This is a genomic window from Thalassotalea sp. G2M2-11 (assembly GCF_017168195.1).
GTDB lineage: Bacteria > Pseudomonadota > Gammaproteobacteria > Enterobacterales > Alteromonadaceae > Thalassotalea_E.
Window position 1 is genome coordinate 214,069 of the sequence record NZ_JADNYL010000002.1, and the last position, 25,688, is coordinate 239,756.

The 25,688-nt window shown below is 39.3% G+C and carries 25 protein-coding genes and 2 pseudogenes; 11 read left to right on the forward strand and 16 right to left on the reverse strand.

The features are described from left to right. Window positions 1-77: 77 nt before the first annotated feature. From IV514_RS06880 to IV514_RS06890, 3 genes are all read right to left on the reverse strand, one after another. On the reverse strand, window positions 78-404 hold the full coding sequence (locus tag IV514_RS06880) for a potassium channel family protein (RefSeq protein ID WP_206484224.1): 327 nt from the start codon (window positions 402-404) through the stop codon (window positions 78-80). Window positions 405-667: 263 nt separating this feature from the next. Then, a complete protein-coding gene (locus IV514_RS06885) occupies window positions 668-1,126 on the reverse strand; it encodes an ASCH domain-containing protein (protein WP_206484225.1) in 459 nt (152 codons plus the stop codon). A 16-nt stretch (window positions 1,127-1,142) separates the two neighbouring features. Further along, window positions 1,143-1,334 carry a DUF3185 family protein gene (locus IV514_RS06890; RefSeq protein ID WP_206484226.1) on the reverse strand — a complete coding sequence of 64 codons (192 nt, stop codon included), beginning with the start codon at window positions 1,332-1,334 and terminating at the stop codon, window positions 1,143-1,145. Window positions 1,335-1,474: 140 nt separating this feature from the next. Here IV514_RS06890 and IV514_RS17450 point away from each other — a divergent pair. Then, window positions 1,475-1,576: pseudogene (locus IV514_RS17450) on the forward strand (IS110 family transposase); the annotation flags it as partial. A gap of 138 nt (window positions 1,577-1,714) precedes the next feature. Here the strand turns inward: IV514_RS17450 and rimO are convergent. The 4 genes from rimO to IV514_RS06910 all read right to left on the reverse strand — a co-directional run bounded on the left by rimO (window position 1,715) and on the right by IV514_RS06910 (window position 5,869). Beyond that, entirely contained in the window at window positions 1,715-3,160 is a 1,446-nt protein-coding gene (gene rimO, locus IV514_RS06895) for a 30S ribosomal protein S12 methylthiotransferase RimO (protein WP_206484227.1), read from the reverse strand. 887 nt (window positions 3,161-4,047) lie between these two features. Next, the gene (locus tag IV514_RS06900) at window positions 4,048-4,989 is read right to left on the reverse strand and encodes a redoxin domain-containing protein (RefSeq protein ID WP_241242238.1); all 942 of its coding nucleotides are present in this window, start codon (window positions 4,987-4,989) and stop codon (window positions 4,048-4,050) included. Between the two features lie 34 nt (window positions 4,990-5,023). Then, window positions 5,024-5,398 (reverse strand): hypothetical protein, encoded by a 375-nt coding sequence (locus IV514_RS06905; protein ID WP_206484229.1) that lies wholly within the window; start codon window positions 5,396-5,398, stop codon window positions 5,024-5,026. 81 nt (window positions 5,399-5,479) lie between these two features. Then, window positions 5,480-5,869: a hypothetical protein gene (locus tag IV514_RS06910; RefSeq protein WP_206484230.1), complete on the reverse strand. Its 390-nt coding sequence runs from the start codon at window positions 5,867-5,869 to the stop codon at window positions 5,480-5,482. Between the two features lie 123 nt (window positions 5,870-5,992). Between IV514_RS06910 and IV514_RS06915 the strand changes: the two genes are divergently transcribed. Further along, window positions 5,993-6,934, forward strand: coding sequence for a LysR family transcriptional regulator (locus IV514_RS06915; protein ID WP_206484231.1), 942 nt, complete (start codon window positions 5,993-5,995; stop codon window positions 6,932-6,934). Window positions 6,935-7,090: 156 nt separating this feature from the next. On the opposite strand, the gene truB is transcribed toward IV514_RS06915, so the two are convergent. The 5 genes from truB to rimP all read right to left on the reverse strand — a co-directional run bounded on the left by truB (window position 7,091) and on the right by rimP (window position 13,305). Beyond that, complete coding sequence (truB, locus tag IV514_RS06920; protein ID WP_206484232.1) at window positions 7,091-8,044, reverse strand: tRNA pseudouridine(55) synthase TruB; 954 nt, start codon at window positions 8,042-8,044, stop codon at window positions 7,091-7,093. Between the two features lie 4 nt (window positions 8,045-8,048). Further along, on the reverse strand, window positions 8,049-8,450 hold the full coding sequence (gene rbfA / locus IV514_RS06925) for a 30S ribosome-binding factor RbfA (protein ID WP_206484233.1): 402 nt from the start codon (window positions 8,448-8,450) through the stop codon (window positions 8,049-8,051). A 170-nt stretch (window positions 8,451-8,620) separates the two neighbouring features. Next, window positions 8,621-11,290 carry a translation initiation factor IF-2 gene (gene infB, locus IV514_RS06930; protein WP_206484234.1) on the reverse strand — a complete coding sequence of 890 codons (2,670 nt, stop codon included), beginning with the start codon at window positions 11,288-11,290 and terminating at the stop codon, window positions 8,621-8,623. A 20-nt stretch (window positions 11,291-11,310) separates the two neighbouring features. Then, on the reverse strand, window positions 11,311-12,807 hold the full coding sequence (nusA, locus tag IV514_RS06935) for a transcription termination factor NusA (RefSeq protein ID WP_206484235.1): 1,497 nt from the start codon (window positions 12,805-12,807) through the stop codon (window positions 11,311-11,313). 39 nt (window positions 12,808-12,846) lie between these two features. Next, window positions 12,847-13,305 (reverse strand): ribosome maturation factor RimP, encoded by a 459-nt coding sequence (gene rimP / locus IV514_RS06940; RefSeq protein ID WP_206484236.1) that lies wholly within the window; start codon window positions 13,303-13,305, stop codon window positions 12,847-12,849. Between the two features lie 550 nt (window positions 13,306-13,855). Between rimP and IV514_RS06945 the strand changes: the two genes are divergently transcribed. The 8 genes from IV514_RS06945 to nth all read left to right on the forward strand — a co-directional run bounded on the left by IV514_RS06945 (window position 13,856) and on the right by nth (window position 22,499). After that, the gene (locus IV514_RS06945) at window positions 13,856-15,754 is read left to right on the forward strand and encodes a GGDEF domain-containing protein (RefSeq protein ID WP_206484237.1); all 1,899 of its coding nucleotides are present in this window, start codon (window positions 13,856-13,858) and stop codon (window positions 15,752-15,754) included. A 306-nt stretch (window positions 15,755-16,060) separates the two neighbouring features. Further along, on the forward strand, window positions 16,061-16,642 hold the full coding sequence (gene rsxA, locus IV514_RS06950) for an electron transport complex subunit RsxA (RefSeq protein ID WP_206484238.1): 582 nt from the start codon (window positions 16,061-16,063) through the stop codon (window positions 16,640-16,642). Next, window positions 16,642-17,196 carry an electron transport complex subunit RsxB gene (rsxB, locus tag IV514_RS06955; protein ID WP_206484239.1) on the forward strand — a complete coding sequence of 185 codons (555 nt, stop codon included), beginning with the start codon at window positions 16,642-16,644 and terminating at the stop codon, window positions 17,194-17,196. Before rsxA ends, rsxB begins: the two co-directional genes overlap by 1 nt. Before the next feature lie 7 nt (window positions 17,197-17,203). Further along, on the forward strand, window positions 17,204-19,441 hold the full coding sequence (gene rsxC / locus IV514_RS06960) for an electron transport complex subunit RsxC (RefSeq protein ID WP_206484240.1): 2,238 nt from the start codon (window positions 17,204-17,206) through the stop codon (window positions 19,439-19,441). Window positions 19,442-19,444: 3 nt separating this feature from the next. Beyond that, a complete protein-coding gene (gene rsxD / locus IV514_RS06965; protein WP_206484241.1) occupies window positions 19,445-20,494 on the forward strand; it encodes an electron transport complex subunit RsxD in 1,050 nt (349 codons plus the stop codon). Between the two features lie 11 nt (window positions 20,495-20,505). Further along, complete coding sequence (rsxG, locus tag IV514_RS06970) at window positions 20,506-21,132, forward strand: electron transport complex subunit RsxG (protein WP_206485269.1); 627 nt, start codon at window positions 20,506-20,508, stop codon at window positions 21,130-21,132. After that, the gene (locus tag IV514_RS06975) at window positions 21,133-21,837 is read left to right on the forward strand and encodes an electron transport complex subunit E (protein ID WP_206484242.1); all 705 of its coding nucleotides are present in this window, start codon (window positions 21,133-21,135) and stop codon (window positions 21,835-21,837) included. Between the two features lie 29 nt (window positions 21,838-21,866). Beyond that, a complete protein-coding gene (gene nth, locus IV514_RS06980; RefSeq protein ID WP_206484243.1) occupies window positions 21,867-22,499 on the forward strand; it encodes an endonuclease III in 633 nt (210 codons plus the stop codon). Window positions 22,500-22,809: 310 nt separating this feature from the next. On the opposite strand, the gene IV514_RS17455 is transcribed toward nth, so the two are convergent. Beyond that, on the reverse strand, window positions 22,810-23,394 hold the full coding sequence (locus IV514_RS17455; RefSeq protein ID WP_241242239.1) for a PEP-CTERM sorting domain-containing protein: 585 nt from the start codon (window positions 23,392-23,394) through the stop codon (window positions 22,810-22,812). An 811-nt stretch (window positions 23,395-24,205) separates the two neighbouring features. On the opposite strand from IV514_RS17455, the pseudogene IV514_RS06990 reads away from it, so the two are divergent. Further along, window positions 24,206-24,466, forward strand: a pseudogene (locus IV514_RS06990) (endonuclease III); the annotation flags it as partial. Window positions 24,467-24,723: 257 nt separating this feature from the next. On the opposite strand, the gene IV514_RS06995 reads toward IV514_RS06990, so the two are convergent. The 3 genes from IV514_RS06995 to IV514_RS07005 are packed head-to-tail and all read right to left on the reverse strand — an operon-like array spanning window position 24,724 to window position 25,566. Further along, window positions 24,724-24,984, reverse strand: a complete 261-nt coding sequence (locus IV514_RS06995; protein WP_206484244.1) for a hypothetical protein — start codon at window positions 24,982-24,984, stop codon at window positions 24,724-24,726. A gap of 42 nt (window positions 24,985-25,026) precedes the next feature. Beyond that, window positions 25,027-25,413, reverse strand: coding sequence for a hypothetical protein (locus IV514_RS07000; RefSeq protein WP_206484245.1), 387 nt, complete (start codon window positions 25,411-25,413; stop codon window positions 25,027-25,029). A 12-nt stretch (window positions 25,414-25,425) separates the two neighbouring features. Beyond that, window positions 25,426-25,566: a hypothetical protein gene (locus tag IV514_RS07005; protein ID WP_206484246.1), complete on the reverse strand. Its 141-nt coding sequence runs from the start codon at window positions 25,564-25,566 to the stop codon at window positions 25,426-25,428. Window positions 25,567-25,688: the final 122 nt, after the last annotated feature.

A 25,688-nucleotide genomic window follows, 5' to 3' on the forward strand; every position in this document is an offset into this window, starting at 1 on the left:
CTTTCCTAGGTATCAATCCTCAGACACTGGCAGAGTGAAGCTGCAACCTGTTAGATTAACTGATCATGCAAACCGCATTAATCATCCTTATCTTTAATTTGCGCCATGGCTATTTGAGTAAGAAAAGCGACAAATAATCCAACTCCGACGATAGCATAGAACATGGTAAATATTTTTGATAAATCAGTTGTTGGGTGTAAATCGCCATACCCAATAGTTGATAGGGTCATCATGCAAAAATACACAGAATCTATAAGACTCCAACCTTCGACTTTGTTGTAGAAAAGAGTTCCAGAAAAAAGAATCAAAATCACAAGGAAAAATGTTGAACGAAAATTTGGGCTCAGCCAAGCTTTATATAAACCATGAAAGAATCTGGTTAGCGTTAAAAAAAATGAAATCATTATTATTTCTACCTCATCAGTGGCTTAGGTTAATAGCAGTTAGTAACTCACTCGTAGTGGGCAAAATTACTTAGCGATGATTTTGTATGGCACAAAATCAGTTAAATGAGATTTATTTACTATCAAATTAAACTGTTTATTGGCTGCTATTGCTATTCTTTTGTTGTGATTTAGCCTTTACTACCTTGCCATCGTACCTGTTGATGGATATTTTGATAAAATTAGTCACAACATAAAGTATACGATGACTACTATCCGGCTTGTTATCTGTTTCTACTTACAACTTTAAATATCTCACAAACAATAGGCATATCTTCACTAGGTGTAAATGGAGTACCGTCAAGCTCTCGATGATAATAGTCCCAATGAACTCGCCTCCAATAAGCTAGGCTTTTATCACCTTCTCCTTCAAGTTCAGCATATTCTGCGGTGATCTCATTAAATGGTATTACAGACACATGCGTAGTTTCTATAATACATTGAGCTTCACCCGCCCAATTGGTAACTATATTGAGATCGCCAACTTTAGGTAGTGGTTCATTATTGGCTTGATACCACCAAAGTGAAGGAGACGTTGCCATTTTTATATTATTCAAAACTAAAGCAGCACACTCATTTGCATCAACTTCATTATCACAAAAATACCAACTATTTAGCTCCCTTGTTGGCAAATTAAAACGTTTAAAATAGTTTTGGCTAATGGTTACTATTGACGGGTGCATCACAGTACTAAATTGTTTATTTTAGTTTTATAATACCAATTAAAATTGCGATTACGCCGCCAGCTATCCCAACCCATGCTTCGATAGGAGTATCACCATTTATAGCGCGAGTTACTTGTGAACTAGCAGAATCATAAACATCGTAACCCCACATAGCTAAAACAACACCAGCAATAATTAATACAATTCCAATAATTTTATTATTCATTTTAACTCCATAGATTTTTACAAATTAGTCGATTAACAAACTAAACACTGAACAAATGACATGGGCTCCCCCACTCAGTATCAAATTGCCATCGCGACGTTGATAAAGAGCTTCAATTTGGCAGAGTCAATGTATCTTCAATTAAAACAATCGGCATTGATTTAGCCAGATTAGTTTTTAGTATTCATGGAATTGATGGACAAGACAAGTGTAAATTACGTGAAACTACAAAGCGCAATCAAAGATAGAACTGCGCTAATTAATCGTTTAGGTGGTTTACTCGTAGAATTTCCTATTGTCATGCTGAAAGGTAGATACCTGCACAACATGACATTAGTGGTAATGAAGAAGATGCTGAGCATGGCTCAACATTGCTGAGCTCAATCTTCGACGAGCACACCCCAAACATCGTGTTCATCAGCGTGGATAATTTGCACCCAGACCATATCACCCGGTTCAACATCGTATTGATCTGATAAATACACTTTACCATCAACTTCCGGTGCATCCATGTATGAACGCCCTACTGCGCCAAGCTCATTCACTTCATCAATCAATACTAAATATTCTTGACCGATACGTGCCTGAAGTTTTTCTGCACTGATTTGTGCTTGCACCGCCATAAAGCGCTGTAGCCTATCTTCCATCACCTCTTCAGAGACATGATCTGGGAGATCATTTGCCGTGGCTCCCTCTACCGGTGAATATTTAAAACATCCAACACGATCAAGCTGTGCTTCACGCAAGAAATCAAGTAACTCCTCAAACTCTTGTTCCGTTTCACCAGGAAAGCCAACGATAAAAGTCGAGCGAATTACCAACTCTGGGCAGATCTCTCGCCACTTTTTAATCCGTTCTAATACACGGTCAGCACTACCAGGGCGCTTCATTAATTTTAAAATACGTTTATTAGCATGCTGAAATGGAATATCTAAGTACGGTAAGATTTTACCTTCTGCCATCAGAGGAATTATGTTATCGACATGCGGATAAGGGTAAACATAATGGAGACGTACCCAAACTCCCTGTTTTGCCAATTCTTCACATAACTGCTGCATATGGGTTTTGACTGGCATGCCTTCATAAAAATCAAGCTTGTGCTTAACATCAACACCATAGGCAGAAGTGTCTTGAGAAATCACTAACAACTCTTTAACACCAGCATTTGCTAAACGTTTTGCTTCACCTAACACATCACCAACAGGGCGTGAGTCTAAATCGCCACGCATCGATGGAATAATGCAGAACGTACAACGATGGTTACAGCCTTCAGATATTTTTAAATAAGCAAAATGCTTAGGTGTTAGCTTAACACCGTGATCAGGAATTAAATCAACGAATGGATTGTGCTGTGGTTTTTCAAGATGCTCATGCACTTGCGTTAATACTTCATCATAAGCATGTGGACCAGTCACCCCCAAAACGTTAGGATGAAGCTCAATAATCTCGTCTTTCTTCGCACCTAAACAGCCTGTGACGAGCACTTTGCCATTTTCTTTTAATGCTTCACCGATAGTATCAAGGGATTCTTGTACCGCTGAGTCGATAAAACCACAAGTATTCACAATCACCATGTCGGCATCATCATAGCTAGGAACAACATCATAACCTTCGGTGCGAAGCTGAGTTAAAATTCGCTCTGAATCCACTAAGTTTTTCGGACAGCCAAGACTCACGAAGCCCACCTTTGCAGCGCGCTCAGTGCTATTTTGAGCGGTATTTGATGCCGATTTAGCCTGTTGAACTTCAACAGCCTGCTCTTCTAGCACCTTTTTAGGGGTATCAAGCGTAGTAGTTTGTTTGGGGTCGAATTTTTCTACAGTCATGGTATAGCGTATTCACTTGGCGTTTTAAATGGCGCGTATTATACGTAGTTATCGTTAAATTTAATACGAAAATTTGACGTTGCCGCCTTCGGCGAATTTATCCAGTTTTATGAGGAAGGAGAGAGGTAAATACGCAGCGAATCGCTTTAACAATTTCATCTGGCACAATAAGTTAAAATTATAAAAAATCGAATTAGTCTTTCATCGCAAATTGATTTAAAGTAACGTTAATTGATTTTTTTTTCTGTGTATTTATCAACAATAGAATATTATGAAATGCCCTTATTGTAACGAATATAATTTTCCCATTAATAAACTATTTTTTAAAAAGATGGTGGTATGTCCTCACTGTAATAAGAAAGTTGGCATTAAGTCGGCATTGATTAAATCAATTTTCTGGTGCGTACCAATCCTTCTTTTACATAATTTTATAGTAATTGAAATCATCCCACAGGATATGCAATTGTTTGCTCTAGTGTTTTACGGCTTTAGTTTACATATGTTATGTAAACATTTAGTAAAAACTAATGATGCATAGTCTTTAATGCATAAAACTTAATAGTTCTCTTTAAATTTATCACCGCAAACCATTCAAGCTATTCGCTCAACAAAGCCTGAACCACAAATAACCATTAAGTTACTAGAACAAGATGAGCCACATGCTGCTGCTAAGCTACTGTGTTGCGACCTTATTGAATTCTATTTGCTATGAGAAAAATTAAGAATTAGCGCATCAACGCTTGGCAGGCACTTATTTACTGTGCGTTCTCAAAGTTTAGATACCCCATTATTCAACAAAGCTAAGTGTGAGAGCATTAAAATCAAATGGTGATTATGTTCAATGGTTTATGCCCTCTGGTTTTTCTTATTGCTAGGTTATCGAGATATCATTTTGACATATCTAAAAACGACTTGGCTTGCTTTAATATAGTTTCATCCGATAAATCATGGGCACGAAATAATATCTTATCGTTTTTAATCAAAATCAGCTCGGGTAATTCATTCACCGTATATTGATAAAACCAAGTGTTACTTTTATCAATATCAACACGATAATCAATGGCATACTTTTTCTGATAGGCCTTTTTGTCTTGCTCACCTGTCCATAACCGAGACACTAGGCCATGCCAGACTACTTGAGGATATTGCTCAGCTAAAGTATTTACGCCGTGTTGAGTATCGATACAGCGCTGCGATATGGCGGGGCGAGAATCTTTTAAATACCAGTCGCACCAAGTAGCAGTAAAAAATAGCGCATGAACGCGATCATCATTCAACGCGATAGATAATTTTTCTTCGTTATCATTAAGTTGCTCTGCATTTAGAAAATCAACGGTTTTATGTTGAGCTAACAGCGCTAACTTATTATCAAGTGATTCAGTAGCCTTGTGCCCTAAATGCACTAGATTCATCTGCTTATCAAACAATAAATGATAAGGCGTGCCAGTAAAATGAAATGCCTTAGCAAGGTCGCCATTGGTGTCAATTGCGGTTGGCATTGTCAGGCCTAACTCTTTTATTAATTCATCCACTGAGTGTCTGTCATCATTGATACCAATATTAATACCGATAACCGCGATTGCATCACCATACGTTTGCTGAACATGTTCAAAGTGTGGCATTTCTTTTAAACATGGCTGACACCAAGTCGCCCAAAACTTCAAATATACCGGTTTTTGACCTAAATAATTTGCTAACGTTACCTGCTCCCCCGAAATAAGCGTGATTTTCTGCGCTAATAGCTTATCAGGCAAATTACTCGCATTGACTTTTGGTGTAGCCACAAATACTACTACCCCTAATAACACACTAAAAATAACATTAATCATATCCATCAACTTATTTAATAATTAAAAATTTTCTTCAAACGATCAGGCTGGCAATACCCAACAACGACACCACGGCAAACAATGTAGTGGAGGGAAATCGCAACGGATGAATATTACCTTTGCGAGCAACTAACACACTTAACAGCGAAAAAGAGACATTTAATACACTTAAAAAGACCACTAGCTCAGGTTTATCAGGGTTAAGGGCGACAAAGCCATAGCCAAAAGCCATGAAAAAAGTATATAAGGTAGTTATATGCCAGCAGTAATAATTGAGCCATTTAGAAGCAATAGGTAATTGAGTACCTGCTAACAATGGTGCAGCAACACGAGGCCCACCAATAAAGGTATGCACCCAAAAAGTAACACCACTGGCCAATACTGCTGCCCATAATAAATAAATTTTCACTCTGCGCTCCTAAATAATTTTAATGAAAAATATTCATGTAAAATAATATCTGTTAAGCACTACTGTGCCACTCAATAACACTTATGCTAGCCAAGAAAGTACAGCAATTATCGTTAAAATGATCCAACCAGGGTGTTTTCCTTTGGTCGCATATAACACCAAAATAGCGCCGCTCAACATCACCAATGAAATCACATTAGTGATCCAGATTCTTGTAGCCAAAATATCGCCGTCAGCATCAGCTATGGAACATAAGATAATGCCTAGCGCCCAGCCAAATAAGGTCACTAAATGCCAGCTAGCCCATAATATTCTCACTTGCCTAACCGATAGAATATTTCCACCTTGATTTGGCACTATACTGTGACTACGTAGCTTATTAAAAATCACTAGTTCACCTAATGTTGAGTGAACTAGCCCAAGAAGAATGGCGATAATACCGGCAGCTATTAACATTGCTTCCCCGCTCATTTTGACTCCCTTAGCTGATAACTTGCTCATTAATATATTCATTAGTATACCGAATAAATCATTTGCAAGAAGTGCAGGTTATTCACTATATTAATGAAAATAATTCACAATTAATTCTTTGATATGGATAAATTTAGAGCATTGACGCTTTTTTCCACCACAGTAAAAACAGAAAACTTTACTGAAACCGCAAAGCGACACGCAACAGATCCCTCTACGGTCAGTAAAGCAATCAAGCGTTTAGAAGAGCAGCTTGGACTACAACTATTTAATCGTTCCACTCGCCAATTAAAGCTTACTTCTGCCGGCAAGCGCTATGCAAAAACCATCGAAGAACTACTGCTGAACCTTAAAATGCACGAAGAGGAGCTAAAGCAAGATTCTCTCGACATTAAAGGTAACTTAAAAATCAACTTGCCTGTTTCTTATGGGCGCCAATATATTCTGCCGATGCTGTGTAAATTCAGAGAAGCCTACCCACAAATCCAATTAGATGTGCATTTTAGTGATGAGTACATGGATATGATCAAAGAGTCTATCGATATTTCCATTAGAAGTGGCACTATCTCCGATAACAGGCTAATTGCCCAAAAACTTTCACCGATCCGTTTTGTGCTTTGTATCAGTACCAAAGCCGATATCGCCAATGAAATAGAGATCACACAAAAGTGCTTAGCTACTTTCCCTTGGATATTGTTTCGTTTTAAACAAACAGGAAAAACGATGCCAATCGATTTTGCTTACAAAGGAAAACGTATTCGCATAGAGCCAAGCAGCAAAACGATTGTAGACGATGGTGAGGCTATGGCAGAGTTTTGCGCGGCAAATGCAGGAATTGCATTGATGCCGCACTTTATCGCGAAAAAATGGGTCAGTAACAATCAATTGAAAGTGATCGCGACCTTAGATGAATCAAATACCATTGACTCTGGGGTGTATATTATCTACGCAAAACGAGAACACTTACCCCAAAGGCGCAGAGTATTTATTGATTTTGTCAAAGCGTATATTGAAGCATTAGGCGAGTCACCTCAGCAAACCTGGCTGGATTCATCAACAAGCTAAATTAGGTGTGATCAGTTTCTAGCAATAACTGTCTTATGCCAAATAAGCAATCATCAAAAAAGTAGAGTGAATGTTTGTAAAAGTAGTATTAAACGTTCCTGCTCCATTGATGCGAAAAATTAGCAAATGGCGTAAGAACGTTTATCTTAACTCAGTTTATAAAGCATCAAGCACGGTAATGCGTTTAGGCGCAACTAAACCGTTTTCATCAATAACCCCAACGCCAATAAACTCTTCATCAGCATCTTCATGGCTATCAACAAACACTTGTACTAAGCCATCTAATGGTGCATCACTCGCCTGCACAGGATTACCATGACGCAAGTAGTTTGCAGACATATCATCAACACATACTTTAGGCATGTCACCACAAGCGGTATTCATTGGTAATAGTAATGGGTCAAGTAATTCAGACGGCGCCACATTTTGCTCTTTTGCCTGAGTTAGCAATAACTCTAATTGCTCAAGCGTGACCATTTTATCTCTAGGATAACCGCCAACAGCAACACGTCTTAATTTTGCAACGTATGCTCCACAACCAAGTAACTCGCCTAAATCATCAACAATCGTACGTATATAAGTACCTTTTGACACATGAATTTCCATGTCTACTTCATCATGTTCAAAACGTAAAAGATCTAATCGATATACGGTAATATCACGTGCTTCACGCTCAACTTCAATGCCTTCTCGGGCATATTTATAAAGTGGTTGTCCATTATATTTCAAAGCAGAATACATAGAAGGTATTTGCTTACTAGCACCACGAAAGCTTTCTAACGCTTGGGCTAATTGCTCTGCACTCACATTAACAGGCTTTTCGGATACCACTTCACCATCGGCATCACTGGTCGTTGTTCTAACGCCAAGTTTCGCTGTTACTTGATAGGTTTTATCGGTATCCAACAAAAATTGAGAGAACTTGGTTCCCTCACCTAAACATATTGGCAACATGCCGGTCGCTAATGGGTCGAGAGCTCCGGTATGTCCAGCTTTTCGAGCAAAGTAAATGCGTTTAACTTTTTGCAAGGCATGGTTCGATGACATTTCAAGCGGTTTATCAAGCAATAATACCCCATTAACTGCGCGCCCTTTTCTTCGTTTAGCCATTTACTTATTCGCCCGCTGACTCATCTTCATCTTTTGCTGAATGCTTACGCTCATCATCAGCGATCGCTTGATTTACCAAGTTGGTCATTCGCACACCTTCCACCATGGATTTGTCATAGACAAATCTCAGCTCAGGCATGATACGAGCTTTAATACGCTTAGCTAAAAGCGTACGAATAAAACTTGCCGCTTCATTTAAAATATCAACCGATTTATCAACATTTTGACCTTCTAAGGTAAAAAAGGTGACAAAGATCTTGGCATAAGCAAGATCTCGCGTCACTTCGACTGCAGAAACCGTTACCATACCTAAACGTGGATCTTTCACTTCACGTTGAATGATCATCGCTACTTCTTTTTGAATTTCTTGCGCAACTCTATCGGTGCGAGCAAATTCTCTTGCCATGATAAAACTCCTTTCTTTGGAGATAAAAATGGAGGCTTAGCCTCCATTTAAACTTACTCTTAATATGTGCTATAGGCTTATAGCGCTAGTCAAATCAACTCGTATCGATACCGGTAAGCAGTTGAAATACAACACTTAACTCACGATAGAGTCAATAGATAAGCGATTGACTATAGCGAACGCTTAACTTCAACGGTTTCAAATACTTCGATTTGATCGCCAACTTTTACGTCATTATAGTTCTTAACACCGATACCACATTCGGTACCATTACGCACTTCTTGTACATCATCTTTGAAACGACGAAGTGATTCTAGCTCACCTTCATAGATAACAACATTATCACGTAATACACGAATTGGCGCGCTACGTTTGATGGTACCTTCTGTTACCATACAACCAGCAATTGCACCAATCTTAGGTGATTTGAAGACATCACGTACTTCTGCAAGACCAATAATTTCTTGTTTAAATTCTGGTGCAAGCATACCACTCATGGCTTGTTTAACTTCATCAATCAAGGCATAAATCACACTGTAATAGCGTAAATCAACACCTTCAGATTCAATCACTTTACGTGCAGTCGCATCAGCACGAACGTTAAAGCCAACAATAATCGCATTTGAAGCTGCAGCTAAGGTTGCATCTGTTTCAGTAATACCACCCACACCTGAACCAATAATTTTCACTTTAACTTCATCGGTTGAAAGCTTAGTTAATGAGTCAGAAATTGCTTCTAATGAACCTTGTACGTCAGATTTCAATACAATATTGACTTCAGAAACATCGCCTTCTTCCATGTTAGAGAACATGTTTTCAAGTTTCGATTTTTGTTGACGTGCTAGTTTCACATCACGGAACTTACCTTGACGATATAGCGCCACTTCACGGGCTTTTTTCTCATCTTTAACCACGGTAGCTTCGTCACCAGATTGTGGAACACCGCTTAAGCCAAGGATCTCTACTGGAATTGAAGGACCGGCAGTTTCAATTAACTTACCATTTTCATCACGCATAGCACGAACACGACCGTATTCTAAACCACACAAGACAATATCACCTTGGTTTAACGTACCTTCTTGAACAAGTACCGTTGCAACAGGACCACGACCTTTATCAAGTTTCGATTCCACTACAACACCGTTAGCCATTTTATCAACAACAGCTGTAAGCTCTAATACTTCTGATTGTAGTAATATTGAATCTAATAAGTCATCAATACCTAAGCCAGTTTTAGCAGATACATGAACAAATTGTACGTCACCACCCCAATCTTCAGGGATAACATCGTGCTGTGACAACTCTGTTTTTACACGATCTGGATCAGCAGTTTCTTTATCCATTTTGTTAACGGCAATAATAATAGGTGCATCTGAAGCTTTAGCATGCTGAATAGCTTCAATTGTTTGAGGCATTACACCATCATCAGCCGCAACCACAATAATAACTATATCGGTTGCTTTTGCACCACGTGAACGCATGGCAGTAAACGCTGCGTGACCCGGTGTATCTAAGAAAGTGATCATACCATGACCAGTTTCTACGTGATAAGCACCAATATGCTGAGTAATACCACCCGCTTCACCTGCGGCAACTTTTTCTTTACGAATATAATCAAGTAATGACGTTTTACCATGATCAACGTGACCCATTATTGTCACAACCGGTGCACGAGTAATAGCTTCTCCCGACTCACCACGATCTGATAGTACTGCTTCTTCTAAAGCATTCTCTTTAACAAGCACCACTTCGTGACCCATTTCTTCTGCAACTAATGCTGCTGTTTCTTGGTCTATCACTTGGTTGATTGTTGCCATTGCTCCCATCTTGAACATAGCTTTAACCACTTCAGCACCTTTAATTGACATTTTATTTGCCAATTCTGCCACTGAAATTGTTTCACCGATGCGAACTTCTTTCGTTTTCGTCTCAACAGGTTTTTGGAAGCCATGTTTTAAGCTTTGTGGCGCAGAAAGTGTTTGCTTACCTTTGCCTTTAGCTCTATTTCTATCTTGTTGATTGTTCTTTTTCTTCTTCTTACGACGATGACCACCATCTTCTGCCGAGTCAATCGCATCTTCCGCTTCTTGTGCGTACTTAGAAGAAGTTAAGTGTACAACTTCTTTTTCTTTCGCTTTACGTTCAGCTTCTTCTGCTTTCCAACGAGCCTCATTTTCTTCAGCAAGTTTTTTCGCAGCTTCCGCAGCAGCTTTAGCTTCTGCTTCTGCTTTTTCTGTCGCTTCTTTTTCCGCTTGCAAACGTAATGCTTTTGCTTCTTCGCTTTCTACAGGCTCCGAATGCTCAACTTTTTCATTTTGCCCAGCTTTTGCTTTTGCAGCTTGTTTAGCTTTTGCTTCAGCTTCCGCTTTTGCTCTTGCTTTACGCTCTGCTTCAGCAGCTGCTTTTGCTTCAGCTTCGGCTTTTGCCTTAGCTTCGGCTTCTGCCTTGGCTTTAGCTGCTGCTTCCGCTTCTTCTTTTGCTTTTGCTTCAGCTTCCGCTTTTGCTTTCGCTTCAGCTTCGGCAATTTGCTGTTCTTCTAATTCACTACGCTTAACATAAGTACGCTTTTTACGTACCTCTACTTGCACAGATTTTGCTTTGCTACCGCTACCCATGACCAACGTAGATTTTTTCTTACGGCTTAATGTCATTTTATTTGGTTTCGCTGCGGAATCATCACCGTGCTGTTTTTTCAGATGCTCTAATAGCGACTCTTTTTCTTCTTGAGAAATTGTATCGGCTGCTTGTTTTTTCACACCAACGTCAGCCAATTGGCTTACCAATCTTTCGACCGGTGTACCTATTTCTTTGGCAAGTTCTTCTACTGTTACAGATGCCATCTATTTAGTTCCCCCGGGGATTATTCTTCGTTAAACCAGCAAATATTACGCGCGGCCATGATTAACTCACCCGCTCTGGTTTCATCTAATTCTTCAATGTCTGCAAGCTCATCAACACCCTGCTCAGCCAAATCTTCTAGCGTGATCACACCTCGACTTGCTAAGACAAATGCTAAGTGGCGATCTAACCCTTCTAACGCCAATAAATCTTCAGCTGGCTCAGCATTTTCAAGTGATTCCTCACTCGCTAATGCTTGTGTTGTTAACGCAGCTTTTGCTCGCTCACGTAATTCTTCAACGATATCTTCATCCATACCGTCAATTTCGAGTAACTCAGCAGTTGGGACATAAGCTACTTCTTCTAAAGAGGTAAAACCTTCTTCCGCAAGTAAAGTTGCAAAGTCTTCGTCGATATCTAACTGCTCTGTAAATAAGGTTAATACTTTGTCATTTTCAGCTTGATGTTTTTCATTCATATCATCAACTGTCATCACATTCAGCTCCCAACCAGTAAGATTACTAGCTAAGCGAACATTTTGACCGCTACGACCAATGGCCATAGCAAGATTACCTTCTTCAACCGCAATATCCATTGTGCCCTTGTCTTCATCAACAATGATTGAAGCAACTTCTGCAGGAGCCATTGCATTAATGACAAATTGTGCTGGGTTATCATCGTATAAAACGATATCAACACGCTCACCGCCTAATTCACCCGACACAGCTTGTACACGAGAGCCTCGCATACCGACACAAGCGCCTACTGGGTCAATACGCTTATCGTTTGATTTTACAGCAATTTTAGCTCGAGAGCCTGGATCACGTGCAGCACCTTTGATCTCAAGCATTTCTTCGCCAATTTCAGGTACTTCAACACGAAATAGCTCAATTAACATTTCAGGTTTTGTACGTGAGACAAATAATTGTGCACCTCTCGCTTCTGGCTTAATCGCATAAAGTAAACCACGAACACGATCACCTGGACGAAAAACTTCACGAGGTAATAAATCATCACGATAAATAATGGCTTCAGCATTATTACCTAAATCTAAAATGACGCTATCACGGCTGGCTTTTTTCACCACACCTGTGATTAACTCACCGACCTGCTCTTGATAAGCATCAACAACTAAGGCACGCTCAGCTTCACGTACTTTTTGTACAATAACTTGCTTGGCTGTTTGCGTGGTAATTCGGTCAAACTTTACAGACTCAATTTGCTCTTCGACATAGTCGCCAACATTAATCGAGTCATCATCATATTGTGCAGCAGCTAGGCCGATTTCAGCATAAGGGTTTTCTAATGCATCATCAGTGTCATTGACCACTAACCAACGTCTGAAGGTATCGAACTCACCTGTTTTACGATCGATACTCACACGAACAGCGATATCGCCTTCATACTTTTTCTTAGTGGCAGTTTCTAATGCGGTTTCCATTGCTTCAAAAATGCTTTCGCGAGGCAATGCTTTTTCATTAGATACGGCATCTACAACCAGTAAAATTTCCTTACTCATGCTACTTAGCCTTAATTAATCGTTATAATTTATCATCTATTATTTCAAATTTGCGACAAGATTGCCTTTGTCTACATTACTGAAAACAAGTTCAAACTCTTCACCATCTACCGTTACTATTAGGTTGTCATTTTCAATAGCATTTAATTTACCTTTGAATTTACGACGACCATTTAACGGAAGCGATAATTTAATATTTACCGTTTCACCAATTACCGCTTGATAATGTTCAATCGTAAATAAAGGACGATCTAAACCAGGTGATGAAACTTCTAAACTGTATTCTGTGCTAATTGGATCTTCTACGTCGAGAATAGCGCCTACTTGACGACTAACTTCCGCACAATCATCAACATTAATGCCGTTTTCATGATCAATAAAAAGTCTTAATACAGAATGTTTTCCTGCACTAACAAACTCAATACCTAGTAATTCCTTGCCAACCTCTTCTACGGCTGGACGCAACATTTCCGTTAATTTATGTTCAAATTTAGCCAATCAACTTCTCCACATTTTTAACACTCAGATACAAAAAAAGGGCATATAGCCCAGCGGTAACACTTGCTGTCATTGCACCAGCAATCGACAGGTACAAAAAAACCCCATTATCGGGGCCTATTTTCACTGAACCCACGATGCCTACTTAGCAAATAACAACTTCTTCTTGCTAAGTAACCAGAACAATAAAAAGAAAATTAAGGCCTAATTTACCTGAACTTTCCTTCAGTGATTTATTGCTCCAATAGAATGCGCAAAATTATATAGTTCAGCTCACTAAATCGCAAGTAAATTCGTGCAATTAAGCCAAATTTAATCGCTGCTCTCATAAAGTATCAGCAATTGTTCAATTTTTCCTGTGATGCATCAATTATTGAGGTTAGCGTTCAATAATATTTCGTGGTATAACAGCAACCACTATAAAAATATAATTAAAGTGTAACTCTTTAAATTTAATCAATAAGTTGTTTTTCAACTATACTGAGGGTGCACGCAAGTTCAATGGTCAGTTATGACATTGCCTAATTGAATTAATAGCTAAAGGTTTTTTATGTATACATATTCGCAATTAATCAGCAAAAATATGATTATTGCTGCTATCTGTAGTGTAACTTTTTGCGGTATAGCATTTTTCTTAATGGCAAGCAGCGCTGAACAAGAACAAAACATTCAATCTCGTAACGTACAACAGTTATTTTCATTAGAAAAACAATATGATATATCGACAATTAAAAGTTTAGCAACCGCTGTTTCTGCTGAAAAACTTGCCGTACTAGACATAGTAACCACTGACGGTCAACCGGCATTTTCTGTCAATAAAGAATTATCTTTATTGGCACAATGGTTAGCCCCTTCCCCAGCTCTGATCACCTTAAAAAAGCAAGCTTTAAAAATTCATCTGCAAATTAATACCAATGAACAAGCTACGCTGTTGCTCTATCTGTGTATAACCATGTCCGCATTTGCTTTTTTGATAGTCTTTATCGGTGGGCAATTTAGTCTACAACGCTATAAAAATGTTATAAAAAGTATTAATAATCAAATCAAAGAAGCGTTAACCTCTGTACTTGATAATAATAACAGCAGTATGCATGAGCAACAGGAATTATTTAATTTACCCGAATTAAATCAAAGTATTAATGAAATTAAAAGCTTAGTGAATGACTTACTTAATGACACCGGGGTTTTAAAAAAACAAGCCTACATTGAACCATTAACTCAAGTTGAGAACCGTACCCGTTTTGTCCAATATTTTGAAAATAAGCATGAACTGTTCGATTTTGGTGTATTGACCATCACACGATGCTCTGAATTACAAACTATCAATCAAATTCATGGTTTCACTGAAGGCGATAACTACATTTGCAAAGTAGCAGATATACTGAAAAAAGCCTCTGGTGGCTTTCAGTCAGCCAAAATTTTTCGCTTAAACAGCTCTGATTTTGCGACAATTATCCCCAATGTTACGCTTAAAGAAGCTGAAAACTATGCGGAAGAAATTACCAGCCGTTTTAATGAATACCAACAAGCCTCAGATCTTGATTCCGTTGGCTATACTGGCTTAGCTTATTTTGATAAAAGTAACCCCTTAGGTGAGTTATTAGCATTAGCGGACACCGCGATCAGTGTCGCACAAACCAAACAGATAAATTCATGGTTTGCTCAAAAAGATCATGACATTTTAGCCAACAGTAGTGCTAGTTACGGTAATCAAAACTGGCGTCAAGAAATTGATAACGTTATTGAGAATCAAAGGATCTCTCTACTCATTCAACATATCAAACCATCGGGACGCAATACCAAAGTTTATCATGAAATTTTAGCGCGCTTTCTCAACACAAATGAAGAGATGTTGCCTACCGCCTCCTTTATCGCCATGGCAGAAAAGTTAGATAAAATTGTCGCTGTAGACAAGTTAGTTATCGAAACGGTGATCATGGAAATACAGCGCAAAAATCTTCATGATCAATATTTCGGTATAAATATCAGTGCCAGAACGATTCACAATGAACAATTTCTTATTTGGCTAGAACGCCGACTGTTAAAAGAAGCTAAAGTTGCTAAGCAACTGATTTTTGAAATAACCGAATACGGCCTACAACAAAACATCAAGGTCAGCCGACACTTTATGGACATGATACATCGTGTAGGTTCAAGAGTCACAGTAGAAAGCTTTGGTGTTGGCTTAACTTCCTTTAAATTTTTTAGAGAATTGAAGCCAGATTTTATTAAGATGGACAGCACTTATACCAGAGACATTGATGAAGACAGAAATAACCAGTATTTCCTTCGTTTAATGGTGGACTTAGCACATAGGCTCAGTATCACCGTACTTGCTGAAAGTGTTGAAAGCCAAGAAGAAAAGTTCATGCTTGAAAAACTCTTTATCGACGGTTGCCAAGGCTATTATTTAGGCCGACCTGAGCCAATTAAAAACCTCGCGCCATAAACATCGAAGTGCCACGGTAAAAATTTATCAGTGGCACCTGAGGTATCATAGCTCAATGGCAATGCTCCTGTTACTTGTGATCCCAAACCCTACCCTTGGCTAAAGCCAGTTAGCACAGCACCTTTTGAGGTGACTATGCCTTATCACTCTTAATTCCTTGTAATTAGTGCGTAAAATTTTTTTCACACAATTTGACCTATCGCATATTTACTATCAAATAGATAATGAAGCAATTACATTGACCTGTTGTTATCTGTTGCAGAAAATCGGATAATAGCGCTAACTTATTATAATCATTTATTTAACATGACTGACTACCTATTATTATTAGTTGGCACAGTACTGGTTAATAACTTTGTCTTAGTGAAGTTTCTCGGTTTATGCCCTTTTATGGGCGTATCATCGAAAGTAGAAACGGCAATTGGGATGTCTTATGCCACAACGTTTGTCATGACCTTAGCATCGCTATTAAGCTATCTAGTCCAAACTTATTTACTTGCCCCGCTTGGACTAGAATTTCTAACGACTATGATGTTTATTCTCGTCATCGCAGTGGTCGTGCAATTTACCGAAATGGTAGTTCATAAAACCAGTGCTAATTTATATCGTTCCTTGGGGATATTTTTACCTTTAATCACCACCAATTGTGCCGTGCTGGGTGTGGCACTATTGAATATGTATGAACAACACAATTTTTTTCAATCAATCATTTATGGTTTTAGTGCGGCACTAGGCTTTTCATTAGTATTAGTGATGTTTTCTGCCATGCGTGAAAAATTGGCTAATGCTGATGTTCCAACACCATTTAAAGGTTCAGCTATTGCGATGATCACAGCAGGCTTAATGTCACTCGCCTTTATGGGCTTTACAGGTTTGGTTAAATTCTAATGACAATACTTATCGCAATTATCGTTATTGGGCTTATCGGAGTACTGTTTGGTGCCCTACTTGGTTTTGCTTCGATTAAATTTAAAGTAGAAGGCGATCCGCTGGCAGAACAAATTGATGCCCTACTGCCCCAAACTCAATGTGGTCAGTGTGGCTACCCAGGCTGTAAACCCTATGCTGAAGCCGTGGCAAATGGTGAAGCAATTAACAAATGTGCACCCGGCGGTGATGAAACCATTAAAAAAATTGCCGACTTAATGGGGGTTGAGGTGCAACCATTAGATGAAAACCACGAGGCAGACAATACGCCTAAAGTGGCTTTTATTATTGAAGAAGACTGTATTGGTTGCACTAAATGTATTCAAGCATGTCCAGTTGATGCCATCATAGGGGCAACCAAACAAATGCATACCATTATTATTGATGAATGTACTGGCTGTGACTTATGCGTAGCTCCTTGTCCGGTTGACTGTATTGAAATGCGCCCACTTAAGCAAACGCCGAAAAACTGGCAATGGGATCTCGATAGCATCCCCGTAACACAAGTAGATTAAAGAGGTAATGGTGGAATCAGTTATCGAACGCATTGAAAAAGGACACTTTTGGAAATTCCATGGTGGTATTCACCCGCCAGAAATGAAGTTTCTCACAAAAGATAAACCTATTCGGCCATTAGCCATGCCGCCTGAATTAACTATTCCTGTGCAGCAACACATTGGTGAAGCAGGAAAATTAATTGTCAAAGCTGGTGATGTGGTAAAAAAAGGTCAGGCACTTACTCAATCTTTAATGCCACTTTCTGTGCCAGTGCATGCCCCAACTAGTGGTACCATTAGAGCGATTGAAAATGCCATCATTGCGCACCCATCAGGTTTGAGTGAGTTATGTATCAAGTTAACTCCCGATGGTGAAGACAAAAGTATTGCGCGCCATATCACACCAGATTATACAAGTCTGAGTAAGCATGACATTATTGAGAAAATAGCCCAGTCGGGCATTGCTGGTATGGGTGGTGCAGGCTTTCCAACTCATATAAAAGTGAACACCCACGCGCAAATTAACTACTTAATAATCAATGCGGCAGAGTGTGAACCTTATATTACCGCTGATGATCTACTTATTCGTGAACATAGTACAACCATCGCAGACGGCATTAATATTTTAGATCATCTATTAGAGCCAGCATTTATTCTGATCGGTATTGAAGATAATAAACCCGAAGCCATCAAAGCCTTACAAAAAGCAACCGCGAATAATGATAAAGTAAAAATCTGTATTTTACCCACCAAGTATCCAACGGGTGGCGAAAAACAGCTGATCATGGCATTAACTGGGAAAGAAGTACCTTCTGGCGTATTGCCAAGTAAATTAGGCATCGTCATGCAAAACATTGCCACCTGCTTTGCCATCGCAGAAGCGGTTATCCATGACATACCGCTAACTAAACGCGTGGTCACAGTATCAGGTCGAGCCTTAGAAAAACCACAAAATGTCTGGGCCTTGCTCGGTACGCCAGTAGAGTTTTTATTGCAACAATGTGGCTATCCAGAACAGCAAAGAAAACATATTATTATGGGTGGCCCTATGATGGGTTTTAGCTTACCCAATACGCAAGTTCCGGTAGTCAAAATCACAAACTGTGTGTTAGCACCTAGCGAACAAGAAATCCCTAATGACAAGCATGAAGTCGAATGTATTCGCTGTGGACAATGTGCCGATGTTTGTCCAAGTCAGCTTCTGCCTCAAGAGTTACAATGGAGTGCGAAAGCCAATGATCAGCAACAGCTAGAAACATTAAACTTATTTGATTGTATTGAGTGTGGTGCCTGCGCATACGTATGTCCTAGCCATATACCTTTAGTGCATTATTATCGTGTTGCCAAAGCTGAAATTCGTCAGCAGAAACAATTAGATATTAAAGCTGAAAAAGCCAAAAAGCGCTTTGAAGCACGAAAAGCCCGCCTTGAACGCGAAAAGTTAGCGCGCGAAGAAAAACATAGAAAAGCGGCGGAAGCACGTAAAGCTCGAATGAATTCAGGCACCGAACAAGCTAACAAAGAAAAATCTGCCGTTGCAGCAGCTCTTGCTCGTGTTAAGGCTAAGAAAGCCCAAACAAGTAATACTGAAAATGTTGAAAACAAAGAACTGGCCAGTGATCAGCAAGACAAGAAATCCCAAGTAGCAGCGGCAATAGCCAGAGCAAAGGCTAAAAAGCAAGCAGCAGTACAAGAATCATCGCCCGCACAAACGGAAAGCCAACCTCCAACACCAGAAAACAATCAAGGCGATGAAAATAAAAAAGCGCAGATTGCTCAGGCAATTGCCAAAGCCAAAGCTAAAAAACAAGCAGCAACATCACAAGACACTGAAGTAGAGAATCATGAGGAACTCAATGAAGCAGTAAAAGTCGCTCCTGTAGATGATAAAAAAGCGCGTATTGCTGCCGCTGTAGAAAAAGCCAAGGCTAAAAAGCAAGTTGCACCTGAAAAGCCATCTGAACTCGATACAGACAAGACAGAAGAAACAGCTGCAACGAACAGCCCTGCGGATGATAAAAAGGCACGTATTGCGGCTGCTGTAGCAAAAGCTAAGGCTAAAAAACTTAAAGAAAAAAATCCTCAGTCTGCACCAACCACTGTAGATGCCTCAACAAATGAAGAACAGGAAAAAGAGGTAGCAATCACGCCTCCCCTTGAAGCGAGTGAAGAAAAATCAGCACAGGCGCTCGATAAAAAAGCCCGTATTGCCGCGGCGGTTGCCAAAGCAAAAGCCAAAAAACAACAAGCAGAGTCGAAGTAAATCATGGCATATTGGATAGCAAGCTCACCTCATAATCACATTCAGGGTTCAACTCCTGCGTTAATGCGATTGGTTATTTACGCCACTATCCCTGGCATTTTAGCGCAGTGGTATTTTTTCGGCTGGGGCAACCTTATTCATATAGGATTAGCATTAACAACCGCACTTGTTGCCGAATTTACCGTGTTATCTTTGCGTGAGAAAAAAGTCGCAGAACAGCTATTTGATGGTAGTGCCATGTTAACCGCTGTACTCATAGGTATTAGCTTACCTGCATTAGCGCCTTGGTGGATTTCAGTATTAGGGGCATTATTTGCCATTGTTATCGTTAAACAACTCTACGGTGGTATCGGCCATAACCCGTTCAACCCAGCAATGGCTGCCTATGTGATGTTATTGATTTCATTTCCCGTACAAATGACGTCTTGGCAACCACCGCTAGCATTAATGTCAATACCGCTTGATTTTAGCAACACCTTATCAGTAATTTTTACCCAGTTTACTTTTGATGGTTATTCACTCGAGCAGCTTCGAACTCATGTTGATGGCTATACCATGGCGACCCCATTAGACACGGTAAAAACAAATATTACCTTAGGTTTAACGATTAGTGAAAGTATGAATAACCCAGTAATAGGTGAATATGTTGGTGAAGGTTGGCAATGGCTCAACGCAGCATTTTTACTCGGTGGGTTATTTTTAATCACCCAAAAAGCCATCTCTTATGTAACGCCACTGAGCTTTTTAGCTAGTTTATTTATCTGTTCATTGATTGCCTTTTTAGTGAGCCCAGACAGTAATGCTTCTACCTTATTTCACTGGTTTAATGGTGCCACTATGCTAGGTGCATTTTTTATCCTAACCGATCCGGTTTCAGGTGCAACAAGTGTGAAAGGCAGAATAGTAGTTGCTGCCTTAGCTGGCTTTTTAGTGTTTATTATTCGCAAATTTGGCGGCTATCCTGATGCTGTGGCATTTTCAGTATTACTGTGTAATATGGCTGCACCGCTGATCGACCAATACACCCGCCCTCGTACCTACGGTCACTCATAAGGAAGCAAATGATGCGTCAAGCAATTGAAAAAAATGCTAAATTACTTGCACTATTTGCGATAGCCTGTACAGCTGTTGTTGGTTTGGTACATCTTTTAACGAAAGACCGTATTGTTGAACAAGAGCAGCTACAATTAGTGAATACATTAAACAGTTTAATTCCACCGAATAAACATAATAACGCGATGACACAATCATGTTTTTATATTAGTGATGAATTACTGGGTGAAAACAGCCACAAAGTGTATCTGGCCACACAAGATGAACAACCTGTAGCTGCAGCTATTACTGCCACAGCTCCTGACGGCTACAATGGTAACATTGAATTGCTGGTAGCTGTCAATTACGATGGCAGTGTTAGTGGTGTACGTGTGATTAAACACCAAGAAACACCGGGGCTGGGTGACAAAGTTGAGCTGAGAAAAAATGATTGGATCTTAAGCTTTTCTGGGAAAAAAATCTTAGGGGAGCAAGATAATCGTTGGGCTGTGGCAAAAGATGGCGGCATGTTTGATCAATTTACTGGCGCAACCATTACTCCAAGAGCTGTAGTAAATGCGGTTAAGCGCACCGTGAATTATTTCAATCTTCATAAAGCGCAGCTGTTCACACATGCTGCAACTTGTCAGGGGGAGTAAATGAATATTCCAAATGAATACAAAGAATTAGCATGGCAAGGCTTATGGAAAAACAACCCAGGGCTAGTACAGCTATTAGGTCTTTGCCCCCTACTTGCGGTCACTTCAACGGTGGTCAATGCACTCGGGCTAGGCTTAGCAACAATGTTTGTTTTGATCTGTTCAAATGCCACCGTTTCTGCCATACAGCACTGGGTTCCTAAAGAAATTCGCATCCCCATTTTTGTATTAATCATCGCCGCGTTTGTGACTTGCGTACAGCTGTTAATGAACGCTTTCACCTATGGCTTATATGAATCATTAGGCATATTCTTGCCCTTAATTGTTACTAACTGCGCCATTATTGGGCGAGCAGAAGCTTATGCATCTAAAAACCCAGTTAAACAAGCAAGTTTTGATGGTTTAATGATGGGGCTAGGCTTTTTACTGGTACTGGTCGTCTTAGGTGCAATACGTGAAGTGTTAGGACAAGGTACATTATTTGATGGGGCCCAACTGTTATTAGGTGATTGGGCTGCCAACCTTAGGATTGAAGTGATGCAATTAGATAATCAGTTTTTATTAGCGATACTTCCGCCGGGCGCGTTTATTGCAATGGGCTTCTTAATTGCCGCAAAAAACAAAATTGATGATAAGATTGCTCAACATCAACCGAAAGAGCAAGAAAGCCAAATAGAACGCGTTAGAGTTAACTTTGACAGCTAATCTATTGATGACAAAATAATAATAAGCTAATGAATAAAGAAAAACGCCTAGAAATACTGACTCGGTTAAGAGATAACAACCCTCACCCAACCACCGAACTTAATTTTAATTCACCTTTTGAATTATTAATTGCCGTGCTGCTTTCGGCGCAAGCTACCGATGTTGGCGTGAATAAAGCGACAGCAAAGCTTTACCCTGTCGCCAATACGCCGCAAGCAATATTAGATTTAGGGCTTGAAGGCTTAAAATCATACATCAAAACCATTGGCTTATTTAATACTAAAGCCGTTAATACCATTAAAACCTGCCAGATGCTGGTCGATTTACATGGTGGCGAAGTGCCTGAAGACCGAGCAGCATTAGAGGCTTTACCAGGCGTTGGCAGAAAAACCGCCAATGTCGTACTTAATACTGCGTTTGGCTGGCCAACCATTGCGGTGGACACCCATATCGATCGTGTTTCCAACCGCACAAAATTCGCACCCGGAAAAAACGTAAAAGAAGTAGAAGAAAAACTACTTAAAGTGGTACCTAAAGAATTCAAAGTAGATGTACATCACTGGCTCATTCTTCATGGTCGTTACGTTTGTGTTGCCCGTAAACCCAAATGTGGTGCTTGTATTATTGAAGACTTGTGTGAGTTTAAAGAAAAAACTGACTAAGTTTTAGTCTGCTCAGATACGTTAGCTGACATAAGCCTTGGCTTGTCTAACTGTACCTATTTCGACGACTAACTAGCTAAAAAGTTATGCTTTGTTAGAATGAATTATTGTTCAAAACGATAAAACTGAGGTTAGTAGTGCTGAATATTAAGTTCAAGTATTTGAAGACTGCTACCCATATAGCATAACAACGGATACATAATCCTATGATAGTGATTTAACCGTTAAAAACTGATTTACCAATCACCAAAAACAAAAAAACACTGATTACTACAACCAGTGTTTTCTAGAATCAAACAATATTAAATTATTAAGATTGTTTCTTAAATCGACGTGATGCTAAACCCATCATTCCTAATGCAAAAATAGCAAGTGTAGATGGCTCTGGTACATCTGTGGAAGATCTGGTCATTCTGATATAATTCAAGTTCGCTCCATCTCGACTATAGTTTTCAACTATTCTAAATGGGCTACTCGACGAACCTGCATATGCTTGGTACACACTTACCGTAGTAGCAGTAATATCATAACCTATATCTAAATAAGTGGTCTTTCCTAATGTTCCTGTACTGTCTACAACCCTATTAATATTTGTGATGGAGGTGAGATTGTATGTGTTAATTAGATCTCTAACTGCCGTAATTATTGAGATTGCTTCTATTTCGGAACTAGCGAATAAGAAGCCTGTAGGAACTAATTCTGTGCCAAACGCTTCATTAAAATCCCTTCCGCCAAAATCGATATCAACTATTCCAAAACTACCGAGATCCAACCCTACTATTTCTTGAAGGGATGAATCATCTCCTACAGCAGTTACAATTAAACCAGCATTTGCGACTGAACTCATAACAAAAAGTAAAGAGGATGCTATCATACTTAAAACTTTAGACTTCATTTGTTATTCCTTCACATTAATTTTTGATAGGTAATAGTTAATGCACTTTACCAAATGAAAAGCAAAAACCACACCAAACTTTAAATAACAAGCAATTTCAATATGATGATGATTTACGCAATTTTTAATTAAGTAGCACTGTAAAATAACCTGACACCAAATAACTCCTCTACCAATTGAATTGATTACATATTATTAACAATGTTGTAATTTAAATTAGTTTAGCCTGAAAATATAAATAGATGATTGAATATCACTTCAAACTATATAGGTATCATCAAAACAACTAAGTTAAAGTACCTAAAACACGTATTTCAGTAGTGTAATTGAATAAAACTCACTGGTGCTAAATGTTGTTATATATTACATAAACACCACAATAGATCAGTATATTCAACACACAACTAACACCTAGCAACTGACTTGTAATCAGTTGGCTTGATATTGCATCAGTCGGTATTACTATAAGCCTAAACTACTGTTTTTTTTTATGGACAAACAATAACATCTTATGTTAATGGATTTCGGGTAAGACAAGATAATAAAATATAAAACATGCGTACTAACGGAGTTTTATCCGTTGTTAGTCAATTAAAGCTCAATAGTCGGCTATATAGTCTTAAACCAACCCCAAGAACGTTCAGAAAGTTTTGGTTATTAATACTCTAATTATGATTATGGTTTCACAAAAGCTAACTTCTGCTTTTGGCTAGATGCTGTCATAAACCTCAACAAACACCTAATATCAACTACGTCAGAATAGCAGTCAAAAACGTTGACTGAATTACTAGTCTCTGACTCAGACAATTATCTACTATCATTATACTTCGGCTGGCCTACCATAGCAGTGGACACACATATCGACCGTGTATCCAACCGCACTAAATTCGCCCCCGGCAAAAACGTCAAAGAAGTAGAAGAAAAGCTTCTGAAAGTGGTCCCTAAAGAGTTCAAAGTAGACGTGCACCACTGGCTTATTCTACACGGTCGTTACATTTGTGTGGCCAGAAAACCCAAATGTGGTGCTTGTATTATTGAAGACTTGTGTGAGTTTAAAGAGAAAACAGAGTGAACGTCTGTTTAGAGCGAAAAACGGCCCCTCAAGCATATTCTGATTGGATTCATTTTTTCTCTATAGCAGACGCTCGAGTTTACTTCACTAACGATAATTTGTCCGACCAAATATTTCATTAGAATCGATAATTAAATTATGCCTTCAGTTAGCTAAAAGCAGTCATAAAGGGGAAATTTTAATTACTACTTTTTGTTGCAAGAGCAACCCTAACTATACGGCACTTTTATGTTCACTATCTGAAGGATAGCTGACCTTTATGGTATACAGTGGCTATTAAAAAACATAACTAGAAGTAATCCCAAAGCGGACAGAGCAGCTAACTGCATTAGCTGTGAGAACATTGCACCATCTGCAAATAACTTTATCCGCTTACCGTGTACAACTTGTGCAGACTCTGAGTCACTCGTTAGGCTGTCATTTATCACCTTAAATGAAGAATTCAACCCACCAAACTGTTTAGCCATTAATTTAGCTGATGGCACAATAACAGTGCGAAGAGGCGTCTGCTTATCCACTAAGTTACGTTTAATTGCCGCTTGCTCAAATGCCCAACTGACCTACCCTGTTGCTAAATCGCCAATGGTAGTAACACCACCTGAAACTAAATAATCAATATTACGACGATAGCCCTCATCTACATTGGCAGGTGCCAATAAATGTTTTGCTAACCTAGGTACCACCACATCAAAAAAGCCAGCTTCAATAAAATGGCCTTTTTCCCAATCAACATTATCCTGATAACCCGTCATATCAGCAGGCGTTAGTTTCATATATTTTAATGCAGCACTATTAAAAATTGCCTCATGTGCCGAACGCTGCCAAATCATAATGGGTCGATCGCTGTCTAATTTATCTAACATTGCACGGGTTATTTCACCATGGCTTGGCTTTGACCAACCCCAAGTTATAAAAATTGGTTGGTTATTATTTTTTGTAGCAGCCAATGACGCTTTTAATCACGCCATATAAGTATCAACATCTCGCGTTGCTGGCACTGTAGTGTCATGCAACAGCCAGCTCTCAGGCGTTATCCATGTAGTACCAAATTGAATCGCTCCAAGTAAAGGGTGAACGTGTGGGTCAATCAGCCCTGGCATCAATACTTTATCAGCAAAGCGCTTATCTATCTTATGTGGATGTGAATCTAGCCAAGGCTTTAATCAGCTAAGCTGCCAACCGATAAAACCTTATTGCCACGTACTGCTACCGCTGTTGCAGT

Bases quoted from the DNA above. Each gene is read 5' to 3' on its own strand.
- IV514_RS06915 (WP_206484231.1), top strand. From the start codon at position 5,993: ATGGATAAATTTAGAGCATTGACGCTTTTTTCCACCACAGTAAAAACA.
- rsxD (WP_206484241.1), top strand. From the start codon at position 19,445: ATGGCATATTGGATAGCAAGCTCACCTCATAATCACATTCAGGGTTCA.
- nusA (WP_206484235.1), bottom strand. From the start codon at position 12,807: ATGAGTAAGGAAATTTTACTGGTTGTAGATGCCGTATCTAATGAAAAA.
- IV514_RS06900 (WP_241242238.1), bottom strand. From the start codon at position 4,989: ATGATTAATGTTATTTTTAGTGTGTTATTAGGGGTAGTAGTATTTGTG.
- rsxB (WP_206484239.1), top strand. From the start codon at position 16,642: ATGACAATACTTATCGCAATTATCGTTATTGGGCTTATCGGAGTACTG.
- IV514_RS06945 (WP_206484237.1), top strand. From the start codon at position 13,856: ATGTATACATATTCGCAATTAATCAGCAAAAATATGATTATTGCTGCT.
- rbfA (WP_206484233.1), bottom strand. From the start codon at position 8,450: ATGGCAAGAGAATTTGCTCGCACCGATAGAGTTGCGCAAGAAATTCAA.
- rsxC (WP_206484240.1), top strand. From the start codon at position 17,204: ATGGTGGAATCAGTTATCGAACGCATTGAAAAAGGACACTTTTGGAAA.
- infB (WP_206484234.1), bottom strand. From the start codon at position 11,290: ATGGCATCTGTAACAGTAGAAGAACTTGCCAAAGAAATAGGTACACCG.
- truB (WP_206484232.1), bottom strand. From the start codon at position 8,044: ATGGCTAAACGAAGAAAAGGGCGCGCAGTTAATGGGGTATTATTGCTT.
- IV514_RS06880 (WP_206484224.1), bottom strand. From the start codon at position 404: ATGATTTCATTTTTTTTAACGCTAACCAGATTCTTTCATGGTTTATAT.
- IV514_RS06975 (WP_206484242.1), top strand. From the start codon at position 21,133: ATGAATATTCCAAATGAATACAAAGAATTAGCATGGCAAGGCTTATGG.
- IV514_RS06890 (WP_206484226.1), bottom strand. From the start codon at position 1,334: ATGAATAATAAAATTATTGGAATTGTATTAATTATTGCTGGTGTTGTT.
- IV514_RS06910 (WP_206484230.1), bottom strand. From the start codon at position 5,869: ATGAGCGGGGAAGCAATGTTAATAGCTGCCGGTATTATCGCCATTCTT.
- nth (WP_206484243.1), top strand. From the start codon at position 21,867: ATGAATAAAGAAAAACGCCTAGAAATACTGACTCGGTTAAGAGATAAC.
- rsxG (WP_206485269.1), top strand. From the start codon at position 20,506: ATGCGTCAAGCAATTGAAAAAAATGCTAAATTACTTGCACTATTTGCG.
- rimO (WP_206484227.1), bottom strand. From the start codon at position 3,160: ATGACTGTAGAAAAATTCGACCCCAAACAAACTACTACGCTTGATACC.
- rsxA (WP_206484238.1), top strand. From the start codon at position 16,061: ATGACTGACTACCTATTATTATTAGTTGGCACAGTACTGGTTAATAAC.
- IV514_RS17455 (WP_241242239.1), bottom strand. From the start codon at position 23,394: ATGAAGTCTAAAGTTTTAAGTATGATAGCATCCTCTTTACTTTTTGTT.
- IV514_RS07005 (WP_206484246.1), bottom strand. From the start codon at position 25,566: ATGCCAGGGCTGATTGACCCACACGTTCACCCTTTACTTGGAGCGATT.
- IV514_RS06885 (WP_206484225.1), bottom strand. From the start codon at position 1,126: ATGCACCCGTCAATAGTAACCATTAGCCAAAACTATTTTAAACGTTTT.